The organism is Clavibacter tessellarius, from assembly GCF_001618005.1.
Classification (GTDB): domain Bacteria; phylum Actinomycetota; class Actinomycetes; order Actinomycetales; family Microbacteriaceae; genus Clavibacter; species Clavibacter tessellarius_A.
Genome location: NZ_LQXA01000013.1, coordinates 21,477 through 35,829 on the forward strand (window position 1 = coordinate 21,477; position 14,353 = coordinate 35,829).

Genomic DNA, 14,353 nt, shown 5'->3' on the forward strand with positions numbered 1-14,353 from the left:
TGCGTGCGACGGGCCCGTGACGGGAGGCGGGGAGCGCCCCGCGGAGGGCCTACGCCCCCTGCGAGGTCCCGACCGCGACGGTCTTCGCGACACGCGGACCGCGCTTGCGGGCGAGGCGACGCGCGATGGTCGAGACCGTGAGGTTGAGCACGAGGTACATCCCCACCATGACCACGAAGATCGGCAGCGAGTTGTCGCGGCTCGTGGCCTCGAGGATCAGCTCCCCCTGCTTGGTGAGGCCCACGAGGCTCACGATCGTGCCGAGCGCGGTGTCCTTGATGAGCACCACCAGCTGGGCGACGATGATCGGCAGCATCGTGCGGAACGCCTGCGGGAACTCGACGAGCAGGCGGTTCTGCAGCGGACGCAGGCCGATGGCGAGGCCCGCCTCGCGCTGGCCGCGCGGGAGGCCGAGGATGCCGGACCGGAGCGCCTCGCCGATGATCGCGCCGTTGTAGAGCGTGAGCGCCGTCACGACCGACCAGTACGGGCCGATCGGGAAGATGAGGTAGATGAACAGCATCATCAGCAGCACGGGCATGCCGCGGAAGAACTCGAGCACCACGGTGACGGCGTAGCGCACGATCCGGTGCTCGCTCATCCGGAGGAGCGCGAGCACCATGCCGAGCAGGATCGCGAGCACCGCGGCCACCGCGGCGGACTGCAGCACCACCCAGAGGCCCTTGAGCAGCAGGCCCCAGACGAGCGGGTCGTTGAGCACGAGCCAGATGTCGGGGCTGAACTGCCCGGCCTGCTGCAGCTTGACGGCGGCGAAGGCCAGGACGGCCACGAGCACGACCCCGGTGACGACGGAGAGGATGCGGGAGCGACGGCGGGCGCGGGGGCCGGGGACGTCGTAGAGGACCTGGCTCATCGGGAGACCGCCACTCGCTTCTCGAGGTGGTCCGCCAGCTGACCGAGCGGGACCGTGATGATGAGGTAGAAGAACGCGACGCCCACGAACACCCAGACGACCGCGTTCCCGTTGGCGTTCGCGACGTCGCGGCCCACGTTGAACATCTCGTAGATGAAGTAGGCGCCGGCGATCGACGTGTTCTTGGTGAGCGCGATGACCACGTTGATCAGCGGCGGCACGACCGTGCGCAGCGCCTGCGGCAGGATCACGTGCCCGAGCGTCTGCGAGAACGTGAGCCCGATGCTGCGCGCCGCCTCGGCCTGCCCGACCGGCACGCTGTTGATGCCCGAGCGGATCGCCTCGGCGAAGAACGGCGCCGTGTAGAGCGTGAGCGCGAGCACCGCGGCCGTCATGAACGGCAGCGCGCCCGAGATCGACGTGATCACGACGCTGAAGAAGGTGAAGACGAGCAGGAGTGGGGTGTTCCGCAGCAGCTCGACGTACACCGTGGAGGTGGCGCGGAGGCTCGCGACGGGCGAGATCCTCATGGCGGCGATCACGACCCCGAGCGGGAGCGCGAAGAGCACCGTGGTGAGGAGCAGGCGCAGCGTGCCGCCGAACCCCCGGAGGAACACGTCGAGATTGTCGAGGATCACGTCCACGGCACACCTCCTGGATGATGCGTCCGGCGGGCCGGACGGCGGGTGGATCCGGGCGCTCGGGCGCCCGGACGAGGGAGGGCCCCGCGCGCGCGTCGGCGCGCGCGGGGCCCGGTGGGACTAGTAGCGGTCGATCGCCGGGGGCTCCGGCGTGTCGATGACCGTGCCGGCCGTCGCCTCGAACAGGCGCGCCCAGGTGCCGTCGTCGTAGGCCTCCTGCAGCGTGTCGTTGATGAACGTGCGGAACGCCTCGTCGTCCTTGGCGATGCCGATGCCGTAGGGCTCCTCCGTGAAGGTCTCGCCGTCGCCGACGAGCTTGAACTCGCCCTCGTTCTGGTCGATGAAGCCGGAGAGGATCACGTTGTCGGTCGTGACCGCGGACACCTGGCCGTTGCGCAGCGGGTCGAGGCACTTGCTGTAGACGTCGGTGGGCACGACGACCGCGCCGAACTTCGCCTCGATGTTCGCGGCGGGCGTGGATCCGGCGACGGAGCAGACCTGCTTGCCGCGGACGTCCTCGGGGGTCGTGATGGTCGTGTCGTCCGCGAGCACCATGAGCGCCTGGCCGGCGACGTAGTACGGTCCCGCGAAGCCCACGACCTCCTTGCGCTTGTCGTTGATCGTGTAGGTCGCGACGACCGCATCGACCGAGCCGTTCTGGATGAAGGGCTCGCGGTTCGCGGACACCGTCTCCGTGAACTTGATGCCGTCGAACGGGATGCCCATCTTGCTGGCGACGAGCGCCGCGATGGCGACGTCGAATCCGGCGGGCTTGCCGTCGAGTCCCGCGAGGCCGAAGAGCGGCTGGTCGTACTTCGTGCCGACCTTCATCTCGCCGGCGGCCGCGAGGCGCGCCATCGTGGTGCCCTCGTCGAACGTGGGGTTCTCCGCGAGCTCGAGCTTGTAGGGGCCGTCGCCGTTCTCGGGCGCGTTCGTGCCGGCATCGATGCTGCCGTTCGACGCGCTGCCGGCGGCGCCGCAGCCCGTGAGGGCGACGACGACGATCGCGGCGGCCGCGGCGATGGTCAGTTTCCTGTTCTTCATGGTTCCCGTTTCTCTGCTGGTGAGGTGGATGACGGATGCGACGTGTCGCGCGTGGTGCGGGTCGTGCCGTGGTGCGGGTCGTGCGGGCACCCGGACGCGCCTGCCTCGGCGGCGTCCGGATGCGGCGGGCGGGCGGCTCGGGCGGCCCGCCCGCGCGTCAGTGGGCGAGGATCTTCGAGAGGAAGTCCTGCGCGCGCGGGCTCTGCGGGTCGTCGAAGAACGCCTGCGGGGTGGTGTCCTCCTCGATGGCGCCGTCGGCCATGAAGATCACGCGGTCCGCGGCCTTGCGGGCGAAGCCCATCTCGTGGGTGACGACCACCATCGTCATGCCGTCCTTCGCGAGGCCGACCATGACGTCGAGGACCTCGGTGATCATCTCGGGGTCGAGCGCCGAGGTGGGCTCGTCGAGGAGGATCAGCTTCGGGTCCATCGCGAGCGCGCGCGCGATCGCGACGCGCTGCTGCTGGCCGCCGGAGAGCTGGGCGGGCATCTTCTGCGCCTGGTTGGCGACGCCGACGCGGTCGAGGAGCTCCATCGCCCGCTTCTCCGCCTCGGCCTTGCTCTTCTTGCGGACCTTGATGGGCCCGAGGGTCACGTTCTCGAGGACGGTCTTGTGCGCGAACAGGTTGAACGACTGGAAGACCATGCCCACGTCGGCGCGGAGGCGCGCGAGCTCGGCGCCCTCGGACGGGAGGTCCTGGCCGTCGATGGTGATGGTGCCGTCGTCGATGGTCTCGAGCCGGTTGATCGCGCGGCACAGCGTCGACTTGCCGGAACCGCTGGGGCCGATGACGACGACGACCTCGCCGCGGTTGACCGTGGTCGAGATGTCCTTGAGGACGTGCAGGTCCCCGAAGTGCTTGTTGACGTGGGATACGACGACCAGGGGCTCGCCGACCGCTGCTGCGGCGGGCGAGGCGGGGTCCACCGTCGGGCTCTGCTCCATGCGAACACCATATCCATGACGGTGTTTCGTCCGCGTTTCCCCGGGGCATCGTCACCCCATCGTGACGCGCCGCTCGCGTTTCCGCCGATCAGGCCCGGTGGACCCGCCCGTCGGAGACCTCGCGGCCGTCAGGCGTCCGCGGCACCGACCGTCGGGCCGCCGGCTCAGGCGCGCTGCGCGAACGCCGACTCGTAGAGGCACACGGATGCGGCGGTCGCGAGGTTCATCGACTCGGCCTGGCCGTAGATCGGCACGACGACGGCGCGGTCCGCGAGCGCGAGGTGCTCGTCCTGGAGGCCGCGGGCCTCGTTGCCGAACAGCCACGCGGTGGGCGCGGCGAGGCCGCCCGACGAGCGCTCGGCGAGGAGGTCGTCCCCCTTCACATCGGCGGCGAGGACCTGGAGACCTGCGGCCTTCACGCGCTCGAGCACGGCGTCGAGCTCGGGCATGATCGCGACCGGCAGGTGGAACAGCGATCCCGTCGTGGCGCGCACGACCTTGGGGTTGTAGAGGTCGACCGACCGGCCCGTGAGGATCACGGCGTCGGCTCCGGCGGCGTCGGCGGCGCGGATGATGGTGCCCGCGTTGCCGGGATCGCGCACCTCCTCGAGGATCGCGATGAGGCGCGGCTCGTCGCCGAGGATCTGCTTGAGCGAGGTGGGGAACTGCCGGCACACGCCCACGACGCCCTGCGGCGTGACGGTGTCCGCCATCGACGCGATGACGTCCTCCGTGACGAACTCGACCTCGACCTCCGACTCGCGGACCGCGCGCGCGAGATCCGGGTAGCGGTCGAGCGCCGTGGGCGTCGCGAAGAGCTCCAGGACGAGGTCGGGCCGGAAGGCGAGAGCCTCGGACACGGCCTGCGGACCCTCGAGCAGGAAGAGGCCGGTGTCGGCACGGGCATCCCGCTTCGCGAGCTTGGCGACGCCTCGGACGCGCGGGGAGCGGGGGTTGTCGAGCATGGCCCAAGACTAATGGCGCGCCCCCGAACGGGGACGCGCCATCAGCGGTGGGGCGGGAAGCGCTACGCGTTCGCCGCGACCTTGGGGGCCGAGGTGTTCGCGGGCAGGGCGGCCTTGGCCGTCTGCACGAGCGAGGCGAAGGTCGCGGGCTCGTGGACCGCGAGGTCCGCGAGGATGCGACGGTCGACCTGGACGCCGGCGAGCGAGAGGCCCTGGATGAGGCGGTTGTACGTCAGGCCGTTCGCACGGGCGGCGGCGTTGATGCGCTGGATCCAGAGGCGGCGGAACTCGCCCTTCTTGGCGCGGCGGTCGCGGTACGCGTAGACGAGGGAATGGGTGACCTGCTCCTTGGCCTTGCGGTATAGGCGCGAGCGCTGGCCGCGGTAACCGGCGGCGCGCTCGAGGATGACCCGACGCTTCTTGTGGGCGTTGACGGCCCTCTTGACTCTTGCCATTTCAGTTGTTCCTATTCGAGTTCAGGTGTCGCGGGCGACGAGGGGGTCTAGCGACCGAGGAGCTTCTTGGCGACCTTCATGTCGGCCTTGGCCAGGGGCTGGTCCTGGTTGAGTCGCGCCTTGCGCTTGGAGGACTTGACCTCGAGGTTGTGGCGCATGCCGGCCTGCTGCTTCATGATCTTGCCGCTGCCGGTGACCTTGAAACGCTTCTTGGCACCCGAGTGGGTCTTCTGCTTAGGCATTGTTCTCTTCTCTCGCTTCTCGTGCGCTCGCCTTGTTGGCGTCGCGCTTCGCGTTGGCCTCGGCCTTGGCCTCGGACTTGTTCTTGTGCGGTCCGATGACCATGACCATGTTCCGGCCGTCGATCGTGGGGGTGGACTCGACGCTGCCGAACTCGGCGACGTCCTCCGCGAACATCTTGAGCAGGCGCACGCCCTGGTCGGGACGCGACTGCTCGCGGCCGCGGAACAGGATCATGGCCTTGACCTTGTCGCCGTCCTGGAGGAAGCCCTCGGCGCGCTTGCGCTTGGTCTCGTAGTCGTGCTTGTCGATCTTCAGGCGGAAGCGCACCTCCTTGAGGATGGTGTTCGCCTGGTTGCGGCGTGCTTCCTTGGCCTTCTGCGCGGCCTCGTACTTGAACTTGCCGTAGTCCATGATCTTCGCCACGGGGGGCTTGGAGTTGGGCGCGACCTCGACGAGGTCGAGGTCGGCTTCCTGCGCGAGACGCAGCGCGACGTCGATGGATACGACGCCGACCTGCTCGCCTGCTGGGCCAACGAGGCGAACCTCAGGAACTCGGATTCGATCGTTGGTACGGGGATCGCTGATGGACTGCTCCTATTCGTGTCTTCGGGTGGCCCGGCGGCGTGTGAGCCGCTCGGATTCGAGACGAGGAGAGTTCTTCACCAGGGTGCGACGGATGCGTCGTACTCGGCAACACGCCCTTCCCCGCAGATGCGGGGCTCCCGTCTGCGGGTTCCCCTGCGGGATCCGTTCGGACGGGGGAGCGAAATCGACCCGGTAACCTATGGAGGCGGTCAAGCGCGGGTGGGAGATCAATCCTCTTTCGAACCGGGACTGTGACAGCCCCGGAGCCGTCGATCAGCATAGCAGACACCGGGTCCGTCCCGGAAGGGCGGGGATCGACGCCGCGGCGGGTCACCGCACCGGGCCGCATCCGCTCCCCGCCGCCGCACCGCCCGCACCACCAGCGAAGGACAGACATGACCGACACCCCCCGTCCCGACTCCGCGCCGGACGCGCACGTGCACCGCTTCGAGGAGCCGGACGCCGCGGTCGACGCCGCAGGCCCGGCCGAGGGAGTCGAAGGCGCCGCGGGCGTCGCCGACGAGGACACGGCCGACTTCGTCGCCGACCAGTACGCCCGCGACATCGCCGAGGTCTCCGCCGTTGAGGTCATCACCACCACCGCCGTCCACCTCATGAGCGCCGCCGCCGTCAAGTGCGGGCTCGCCGACGACCCCGCGACGCAGACCGACCTCGCCGAGGCGCGGAAGCTGATCATCTCGCTGGCCGGCCTCGTCACCGCCGCCTCCCCCGAGCTCGGCGACCAGCACGCGCGCAGCCTCCGCGACGGCCTCCGCTCGCTGCAGCTCGCGTTCCGCGAGGCGTCGCCCTACCCCGACGCGATCGGCCAGGGCCCCGGCGAGAAGTACACCGGCCCCGTCTCCTGACGCACGACCCGCGCGGCGTGGCCCGCCCGGGACGCGGGTCCAGCGCACGCGCCGCCCACGAGGCCGAGGACGTCCGAGGCGCTGCCGCGGTCGGCGCTCCCGCGCACCCGGTCAGGCGGCCGAGGTGACGCGGAGCCCCATGCTGTCGACGCGGTCGGCGAGCACGGCGCTCCGCGACCACCGGTCCTGCACCCGCGCGAGGAGGTCGTCCAGCGCCGACCGGTCGAGACCGTCGACGAGCAACAGCGTGATGAGGAGCTCCGGGCCCTCGAGGCGGGCCCGCGGGTCCCCCGACGCCGTGCCGAGCGCCACGACGGCGGGCTCCTCCCGGACGCTCTCCTCGAGCTCCGCGACGACCTCCGGGTCCTCCGGGCTCGGGGTCCACGGCAGCGACCGCGCGACCGCCCAGACGGCGGGACGACGCAGCACGAACTCGGTGTCGGACATCGGGTCGAGGACGACGAGGTCCGTCTCCTCGCTCGCGGCGGCCAGCGCGACCCGCGCGGCGTCCGTCGGCACGGGCCGGGCGGCCGGATTCCATCGGCCCATCGCGGCGACGGACGTGAACACCGGCATCACCGTGCGGCCGTCGGGCCCGGCGACCGTGATGATCGACAGCTCGGCGCTCTTGTCGGCCTTCAGGCCGGTCTCGCCCACCCCCTCCTCGCCGAGGCGCGCCACCAGCGGGATGAGCAGGCGGGCGTCGCGGAGCGCGTCCACGACCGCGGCCGCCCCCACCTCGCCGCGTCCGTGCCGGGCGAGCGCATCCGCCAGGGCGGGAGGCGCGGATCCGTCGTCGCCCGGGAACGCGGTCGGCTCGAAGGAGCGGCCGGCCCAGGGCGTCCCGGCGGAGTCGGCGTGCGGCGTGGAGCCCGTCATCACTCCCCGGCGACGTCGAGCGCCTGGCCGAGCGTGAACGCGCCCGCGTAGAGCGCCTTGCCGACGATGGCGCCCTCGAGCCCGAGCGGCACGAGCTCACGCAGGGCGGCGATGTCGTCGAGGCTGGAGACCCCGCCGGACGCGACGACCGGGCGCTCGGTGCGCTCGAGCACGTCGCGCAGCAGCTGCAGGTTCGGCCCCTGGAGCGTGCCGTCCTTGGTCACGTCGGTGACGACGTAGCGCGCGCAGCCGGCCTCCTCGAGGCGCTCGAGCACCTCCCAGATGTCGCCGCCGTCCTGGGTCCAGCCGCGGGCCGAGAGGGTGCGGCCGCGAACGTCGAGCCCGACCGCGACGGCATCGCCGTGCTGCGCGATGACGCTGGCCGCCCACTCGGGGTTCTCGAGCGCCGCGGTGCCGAGGTTGATGCGCGTCGCGCCGCTCTCGAGCGCCACGTCGAGCGAGCGGTCGTCGCGGATCCCGCCCGACAGCTCGATCTGCACGCCGTCGATGGCGCGGATCACCCGGGAGATGACGGCGAGGTTGTCGCCGCGGCCGAACGCGGCGTCGAGGTCGACGAGGTGCAGCCACTCGGCGCCCTGCTCGGCCCAGTCGCGGGCCGCGTCGACGGGGTCGCCGTAGCCGGTCTCGGTGCCGGCCGCGCCCTGCGTGAGGCGCACGGCCTGGCCGCCGGCCACGTCGACGGCGGGCAGGAGGGTCAGGCGGGGCGTGCTGGTGAACTCGCTCATGGTCGCTCTCGTTCTGTCGTGCGGGCGGGCGGATGCCGTCGGCGACGGCGGGGCGTTCGGGCCGTCAGGCGGCGCGGAGGGTGCCGAGCCAGTTGGCGAGCAGCCGGATCCCGGCCTCGCCCGACTTCTCGGGGTGGAACTGGGTGGCGGACAGCGGGCCGTTCTCCACGGCGGCGACGAAGCGCTCGCCGTGCGTGGCCCACGTGACGCGCGGCGCCGGCAGCGGAGGAAGCGCGTCGATGCCCCAGGTGCGCGCGGCGTAGGAGTGCACGAAGTAGAAGCGCTCCTCCTCGAGCCCGGCGAACAGCGACGATCCCGACGGGGCGTCGACCGTGTTCCAGCCCATGTGCGGCAGGACGTCCGACTCGAGGCGGTCCACCGTGCCCGGCCACTCCCCCAGCCCGGCGACGTCGACGTCGCGCTCCACGCCCCGGTCGAACATGACCTGCATGCCGACGCAGATCCCGAGCACGGGTCGCCCGCCGGCGAGGCGGCGGTCCACGACGCGGTCGCCGCCGGCCGCCCGGAGCGATGTCATGACCGCGGAGAACGCGCCCACCCCGGGGACCAGGAGCCCGTCGGCCTCGTGGGCCCGTCTCGGGTCGCCCGTGAGCTCGACGTCGGCTCCCGCCAGCTCGAGCGCCTTGACGGCGGAGTGGACGTTGCCGCTTCCGTAGTCGAGGACGACGACGGAGGGCCGCGTCACAGCGCGCCCTTGGTGGACGGGATCCCGGACACCCGCGGGTCGAGCTCCTTCGCCTGGCGGAACGCGCGGGCGAAGGACTTGAACTCGGCTTCGGCGATGTGGTGCGGGTCGCGTCCCCCGAGCACGGTGACGTGCACGGTGAGGCCCGCGTGGAAGGTGATGGCCTCGAAGACGTGACGGACCATGGATCCGGTGAAGTGGCCGCCGATGAGGTGCATCTCGAACCCGGCGGGCTCGCCGGAGTGCACGAGGAACGGGCGACCGGAGATGTCGACGACGGACTGCACGAGCGCCTCGTCGAGCGGCACGAGCGCGTCGCCGAAGCGCGCGATGCCGGCCTTGTCGCCGAGCGCCTGGCGGATGGCCTGGCCGAGGACGATGCCCACGTCCTCCACCGTGTGGTGCACGTCGATGTGCGTGTCGCCCGTGGCGGTGACCTTCAGGTCGGTGAGCGAGTGCTTCGCGAAGGCGGTGAGCATGTGGTCGTAGAACGGGACCGAGGTGCTGATCTCGGAGGCGCCGGTGCCGTCGAGGTCGAGCTCGAGCTCGATGCTGGACTCGCTGGTCTGCCGCGTGACGTGCGCGGTGCGCGCGAGGGTGCTCATGCCCTCCATGCTACCGAGCGGCTCCGACTCCCCCGCTCGCTCCCGGCCGCCACCGGGAGACGAGCGGGCCCCGCCTGCCGTCGCCCGCGTGCGGGGGCGCCAGGAGGGATCAGCGGGCGTACTGCGCCGGCACGGCGAGCTGCTGGCCCGCCGAGACGTCCGACGTGGGCAGCCGGTTGAGGTCGACCAGCGAGGCGATGACATCGCGCGGGTCGGAGGACGGCGCGATCTCCTCGGCGAGGTCCCAGAGGGACTGGCCGCTCGAGACGGTGACGTACTCGAGGGGCGCGGCCGCGGCGTCCTTCGACGCGACGGCGGCGCCGCCGTTGAGGGCCACGAGCCCGACGCCCAGCGCCAGGGGCATGGCGACGAGCGCCGTGAGGACGACGCGGCCTCGACGGGTGATGCGCAGGCGCGTGCGCGGCGCGACGGCGGCCTCCGCGACGGCGATGGATGCGGGTGCGGGTGCGGGTGCGGGTGCGGGTGCGGGTGCACTGACAGTGGCGGCGGGGGCTGCGGTGTTCATGGTGACCTCTCGTGCGAGACGGTGGGGCGTCGATGCGACGCGCCCGGCGGTGCAGTGCGGTACGGCATGCGATGCGGGTCCGGCAGCTCGCACCCGGCTCTCGGCCGGGAGAGCCGGATGCGAAGCTGTGTTCCGAACATACATTCGAAGACGGCGCTCCGCAAGCCCCCATCGCCCCGATCGTGAATCGTCGGCCGCGACACGCTCGAACAGGTGTTTGTACGAGGTGCCCCGGGTGGATACAGTTTCGAGTGCCTGGTCTCCATTCCACCGGGCACCACCGACATCGCCCTCGCGAGGGCGTCGCCCCGCCGGGTCGACGCGCCGCGGAGGGCGTCGGCGACGAGAGGCGGGCCGTGGCATGACGGACGAGCGAGCGGCGGGCGGCGGCGCGACGAGGCGCCGCAAGAGCCTCAGCGACAAGCAGATCTCGATCCTGGAGTTCATCCAGCGCACCATCGCCGGCCAGGGCTACCCGCCGAGCATGCGCGAGATCGGCGACGCCGTGGGCCTCGCCTCGCTCTCCAGCGTCACCCACCAGCTCAACCAGCTGGAGCTCTCCGGCTACCTCCGGCGCGACCCGAACCGGCCCCGCGCCCTCGAGGTGCTCATCGACCTCCCCGGCAGCGGCGCCGCCGAGAGCGGCGAGCCGTCGACGCCCGTGGGCGACGCGGCCATGGTGCCCATGGTCGGGCGCATCGCGGCCGGCATCCCCATCACCGCCGAGCAGATGGTCGAGGAGGTCTTCCCCCTCCCCCGTCAGCTCGTGGGCAAGGGCGACCTCTTCATGCTGCGCGTCGTCGGCGACTCGATGATCGACGCGGCCATCTGCGACGGCGACTGGGTCGTCGTGCGCCAGCAGAAGACGGCCGAGAACGGGGACATCGTCGCGGCGATGCTCGACGACGAGGCCACCGTCAAGGTGTTCCGCCAGCGCGACGGCCACACGTGGCTGCTGCCCCGCAACAGCGCCTTCGAGCCGATCCTCGGCGACTTCGCCGAGGTCGTCGGCAAGGTCGTGGCGGTCATGCGCTCCGTCTGACGCCCGCACGACGCACGAGAGCGGCCGGTCCCCGAGGGGATCGGCCGCTCTCGTGCGTGCGGGGAGTCGCGGATCAGGCGGTGGGCACCACCGCGTACCGGGCGACCTGCGCCTGCTGCTCCGCCGTGACGAGCGCGCGCACGCGCGTCCCGTCCTCGACGTAGGACGTCTCGAGCACCTTCGCGCCGTCGTGCAGCATCGCGACGACCTCGCCGTGCTCGAACGGCACCAGCAGGTCGACCTCGATGGTCGGCTGCGGCAGCAGCTCGGCGATGCGGCGACGCAGCTCCTCGACGCCCTCGCCCGTGCGGGCGGAGACGAACACGCCCTGCGGGGCGAGCCCGCGGAGGACGACGCGGTCCCCGTCCGACGCGAGGTCGCTCTTGTTGAACACCACGATCTCCGGGATGCCCGACGCGTCGACCTCGGCGATGACCTCGTGCACGGTGGCGAGCTGTGCGGCTGGATCCGGGTGCGACGCATCCACGACGTGCACGAGCACGTCGGAGTCCGCGAGCTCCTCCAGCGTCGAGCGGAAGGCCTCCACCAGCTGATGCGGCAGGTTGCGGACGAAGCCCACCGTGTCGGCCAGCGTGTACAGCTGCCCCTGGTCGGTCTCGGTCTTGCGGACCGTGGCGTCGAGGGTGGCGAACAACGCGTTCTCCACGAGCACGCCCGCCTTCGTCACCCGGTTCAGCAGCGACGACTTGCCGGCGTTCGTGTATCCCACGATGGCCACCGACGGCACGGCGTTGCGGTCGCGGTTGGCGCGCTTCGTGTCGCGCGCGGGCTTCATCCCGGCGATCTGCTTGCGCAGCTTCGCCATGCGCGTGTTGATGCGTCGGCGGTCGAGCTCGATCTTCGTCTCACCCGGACCGCGGGATCCCATGCCCGCGCCCGCGCCGCCGACCTGGCCGCCGGCCTGGCGCGACATCGAGTCACCCCAGCCGCGGAGGCGGGGAAGGAGGTACTGCAGCTGCGCGAGCTCGACCTGCGCCTTGCCCTCGCGGCTCTTGGCGTGCTGGCTGAAGATGTCGAGGATCACGGCGGTGCGGTCGATGACCTTGACCTTCACCACGTCCTCGAGCGCGCGCCGCTGGCTCGGGGCGAGCTCGGTGTCGGCGATGACGGTGTCGGCACCGACCGCGGCGACGAGCGCACGCAGCTCCTCGGCCTTGCCGCTGCCGAAGTAGGTGCTGGGGTCCGGGGTGGGCCGGCGCTGCAGCAGGCCGTCGAGGACCACGGCGCCCGCTGTCTCGGCGAGAGCCGCGAGCTCGCGCATGCTGTTCTCGGCGTCGTCGACGGAGCCCTGCGAGTACACGCCGATCAGCACGACGTTCTCGAGGCGCAGCTGCCGGTACTCGACCTCGGTGACGTCCTGGAGCTCGGTCGACAGGCCGGCGACGCGACGCAGCGCCTGGCGGTCCGCGCGCTCGGACTGGTCGCCGTCGAAGCCCTGCTCGGTGTCGGGGGCCGCGGACAGCGCCTGCGCACCGGATCCGCGGAAGAGGGCGTAGCCGGCGGACCGGTTCTCCGCCCGGGCGAGGACGCGCGCGACGACGTCGTCCCCGGCGGTGCTCTCGGTGGACGTCGTCGTCGGGTCCGCGGGCTGGTCGTGCTCGTCGTGCGTGATCATGTGCTCCCATCGTAGCGTCGGCGTCCGGTATCGTCCCGTTCATGGCCGACGCGCATTACTTCTCCTCGTCGCCGGCCGGCCCCCTGCGCACCCGCACCATCACGGTCGAGCTGGGCGGACGGACGGTCGACCTCGAGACCGCGGGCGGCGTCTTCAGCCCCGAGCACGTCGACCAGGGCACCCTGGTGCTGCTGCGCAACGTCCCGACGCCTCCGGCGGAGGGCCATCTGCTGGACGTGGGCTGCGGCTGGGGGCCGGTGGCGCTCGACCTGGCGATGCGGTCGCCGTCGGCCACGGTGTGGGCGGTCGACGTGAACGAGCGGGCGCTCGAGCTGACGCGGGCGAACGCCCGGTCCCTCGGTCTCGAGAACGTCAACGCGGTGCTGCCCGAGGATGTTCCCGCCGACCTCGCGTTCGCCACGGTGTGGTCGAACCCGCCCATCCGTGTGGGCAAGGAGGCCCTGCACGGGATCCTCACGCACTGGCTGCCTCGGCTCGCGGACGGCGCCGACGCGTGGCTGGTGGTGCAGCGGAACCTGGGATCCGACTCCCTGCAGCGCTGGCTGGTCGATGCTCTGCCCGCGGGGCTCGAGACCACGCGGGCCGCGTCAGACAAGGGCTTCCGCGTGCTGCGCGTCCACCGCGCCGACGACTAGGGCACGGGCCGGCTCTCCGCTCCGACGACGACGGCCGGGCCGCTGCGACGATCAGGCCAGCGCGACGACGCCGTCGAACACCAGCTCCGCGGGACCCGACAGGCCGACGTGCTCGCCGTCCTCCGCCGGGAACATGCGCACTCCGAGCACGCCGCCGGGGACCTGCACCCGCCACTGGTGCGGGGCCGCCGCGCCCGCCCAGTGCCGGGTCGCGAGGGCGGCGGCCACCGCGCCCGTGCCGCAGCTCAGCGTCTCGCCGCTGCCGCGCTCGTGCACGCGCATCGTGATGTGGCCGATGCCGTCGACGACGAGCGGATCCGCGGGGACGACCAGCTCGACGTTCACGCCGCCCGCGGGCTCCGGATCGAGCTGCGGGACGAAGCCCAGGTCGGCCTGCGCGAGCTCGTCCTCGCTGGAGAGCGCGACGACGACGTGCGGGTTCCCGACGTCGATGCCGAGGCCGGGGCGGGCCACCTGCAGGTCCTTGGCGCGCACCAGGGGCTCGCCGCCGGCGAGGGCCCAGCGTCCGAGGTCGACCTGGAAGCCGGATCCGCTGCGCTGCACCTCGCGCACGCCGGCGCGGGTGCCGATGGGGACGGTGCGGCCCGGCGGCAGCTCGATGAGGCCGTTCTCGATGAGGAAGAGCGTGAACACGCGGATGCCGTTGCCGCACATCTCCGCAGGGCTGCCGTCCGCGTTGCGGTAGTCCATGAACCACTCGGCGTCGGGGTCCTCCGCGAGGGCCGCCTGGCCCTCGGGGATCCGGCTCGACAGGACCGCGCGGATCGTGCCGTCGCCGCCGATGCCGAAGTGGCGGTCGCAGAGCGCCTGCACCTGCGTGTCGGTCAGCTGGATCTCGCCCGCGGGATCGGCGTACAGCACGAAGTCGTTGCCCGTGCCCTGTCCCTTGGTGAACTGCAGGTCTGCCATGCCGCCAG

The 14,353-nt window shown here is 71.8% G+C and carries 18 protein-coding genes; 3 read left to right on the forward strand and 15 right to left on the reverse strand.

From position 1 onward, the window contains the following. Positions 1–49: 49 nt before the first annotated feature. The 8 genes from AWH51_RS02310 to infC all read right to left on the reverse strand — a co-directional run bounded on the left by AWH51_RS02310 (position 50) and on the right by infC (position 5,753). A complete protein-coding gene (locus tag AWH51_RS02310; RefSeq protein WP_063070525.1) occupies positions 50–874 on the reverse strand; it encodes an amino acid ABC transporter permease in 825 nt (274 codons plus the stop codon). Continuing rightward, on the reverse strand, positions 871–1,518 hold the full coding sequence (locus tag AWH51_RS02315) for an amino acid ABC transporter permease (RefSeq protein ID WP_063070526.1): 648 nt from the start codon (positions 1,516–1,518) through the stop codon (positions 871–873). Before AWH51_RS02315 ends, AWH51_RS02310 begins: the two co-directional genes overlap by 4 nt. Positions 1,519–1,635: 117 nt before the next feature. Next, on the reverse strand, positions 1,636–2,559 hold the full coding sequence (locus tag AWH51_RS02320; RefSeq protein ID WP_063070527.1) for a glutamate ABC transporter substrate-binding protein: 924 nt from the start codon (positions 2,557–2,559) through the stop codon (positions 1,636–1,638). A 157-nt stretch (positions 2,560–2,716) separates the two neighbouring features. Beyond that, on the reverse strand, positions 2,717–3,505 hold the full coding sequence (locus AWH51_RS02325; protein WP_063070528.1) for an amino acid ABC transporter ATP-binding protein: 789 nt from the start codon (positions 3,503–3,505) through the stop codon (positions 2,717–2,719). Positions 3,506–3,669: 164 nt separating this feature from the next. Further along, entirely contained in the window at positions 3,670–4,470 is an 801-nt protein-coding gene (locus tag AWH51_RS02330) for a TrmH family RNA methyltransferase (protein ID WP_063070529.1), read from the reverse strand. Between the two features lie 62 nt (positions 4,471–4,532). Next, the gene (gene rplT, locus AWH51_RS02335; protein WP_063070530.1) at positions 4,533–4,925 is read right to left on the reverse strand and encodes a 50S ribosomal protein L20; all 393 of its coding nucleotides are present in this window, start codon (positions 4,923–4,925) and stop codon (positions 4,533–4,535) included. 47 nt (positions 4,926–4,972) lie between these two features. Beyond that, positions 4,973–5,167, reverse strand: coding sequence for a 50S ribosomal protein L35 (gene rpmI, locus AWH51_RS02340; RefSeq protein WP_012298616.1), 195 nt, complete (start codon positions 5,165–5,167; stop codon positions 4,973–4,975). Continuing rightward, the gene (gene infC / locus AWH51_RS02345; RefSeq protein WP_081234801.1) at positions 5,160–5,753 is read right to left on the reverse strand and encodes a translation initiation factor IF-3; all 594 of its coding nucleotides are present in this window, start codon (positions 5,751–5,753) and stop codon (positions 5,160–5,162) included. The genes rpmI and infC overlap by 8 nt, the downstream gene beginning before the upstream one ends. A gap of 395 nt (positions 5,754–6,148) precedes the next feature. On the opposite strand from infC, the gene AWH51_RS02350 reads away from it, so the two are divergent. Then, positions 6,149–6,619: a DUF1844 domain-containing protein gene (locus AWH51_RS02350; protein ID WP_063070532.1), complete on the forward strand. Its 471-nt coding sequence runs from the start codon at positions 6,149–6,151 to the stop codon at positions 6,617–6,619. 111 nt (positions 6,620–6,730) lie between these two features. On the opposite strand, the gene AWH51_RS02355 is transcribed toward AWH51_RS02350, so the two are convergent. The 5 genes from AWH51_RS02355 to AWH51_RS02375 form a co-directional block, all read right to left on the reverse strand. Continuing rightward, the gene (locus AWH51_RS02355; protein WP_063070533.1) at positions 6,731–7,498 is read right to left on the reverse strand and encodes an SseB family protein; all 768 of its coding nucleotides are present in this window, start codon (positions 7,496–7,498) and stop codon (positions 6,731–6,733) included. Then, positions 7,498–8,244: a bifunctional 1-(5-phosphoribosyl)-5-((5-phosphoribosylamino)methylideneamino)imidazole-4-carboxamide isomerase/phosphoribosylanthranilate isomerase PriA gene (gene priA, locus AWH51_RS02360; RefSeq protein WP_063070534.1), complete on the reverse strand. Its 747-nt coding sequence runs from the start codon at positions 8,242–8,244 to the stop codon at positions 7,498–7,500. Before priA ends, AWH51_RS02355 begins: the two co-directional genes overlap by 1 nt. Positions 8,245–8,308: 64 nt before the next feature. Further along, on the reverse strand, positions 8,309–8,950 hold the full coding sequence (hisH, locus tag AWH51_RS02365) for an imidazole glycerol phosphate synthase subunit HisH (RefSeq protein ID WP_063070535.1): 642 nt from the start codon (positions 8,948–8,950) through the stop codon (positions 8,309–8,311). After that, positions 8,947–9,555 (reverse strand): imidazoleglycerol-phosphate dehydratase HisB, encoded by a 609-nt coding sequence (gene hisB, locus AWH51_RS02370; RefSeq protein WP_063070691.1) that lies wholly within the window; start codon positions 9,553–9,555, stop codon positions 8,947–8,949. Before hisB ends, hisH begins: the two co-directional genes overlap by 4 nt. Positions 9,556–9,664: 109 nt before the next feature. Beyond that, positions 9,665–10,081: a hypothetical protein gene (locus AWH51_RS02375; protein WP_175345451.1), complete on the reverse strand. Its 417-nt coding sequence runs from the start codon at positions 10,079–10,081 to the stop codon at positions 9,665–9,667. 361 nt (positions 10,082–10,442) lie between these two features. On the opposite strand from AWH51_RS02375, the gene lexA reads away from it, so the two are divergent. Then, positions 10,443–11,123, forward strand: a complete 681-nt coding sequence (gene lexA, locus AWH51_RS02380; RefSeq protein ID WP_012038705.1) for a transcriptional repressor LexA — start codon at positions 10,443–10,445, stop codon at positions 11,121–11,123. Positions 11,124–11,196: 73 nt separating this feature from the next. On the opposite strand, the gene hflX is transcribed toward lexA, so the two are convergent. Next, on the reverse strand, positions 11,197–12,759 hold the full coding sequence (gene hflX / locus AWH51_RS02385; RefSeq protein ID WP_063070536.1) for a GTPase HflX: 1,563 nt from the start codon (positions 12,757–12,759) through the stop codon (positions 11,197–11,199). 41 nt (positions 12,760–12,800) lie between these two features. Here hflX and AWH51_RS02390 point away from each other — a divergent pair, with 41 nt between their 5' ends. Further along, positions 12,801–13,415, forward strand: a complete 615-nt coding sequence (locus tag AWH51_RS02390) for a class I SAM-dependent methyltransferase (RefSeq protein WP_063070537.1) — start codon at positions 12,801–12,803, stop codon at positions 13,413–13,415. 51 nt (positions 13,416–13,466) lie between these two features. Here AWH51_RS02390 and dapF read toward each other — a convergent pair whose 3' ends face one another. Next, the gene (gene dapF, locus AWH51_RS02395; protein WP_063070538.1) at positions 13,467–14,345 is read right to left on the reverse strand and encodes a diaminopimelate epimerase; all 879 of its coding nucleotides are present in this window, start codon (positions 14,343–14,345) and stop codon (positions 13,467–13,469) included. Positions 14,346–14,353 lie beyond the last annotated feature (8 nt).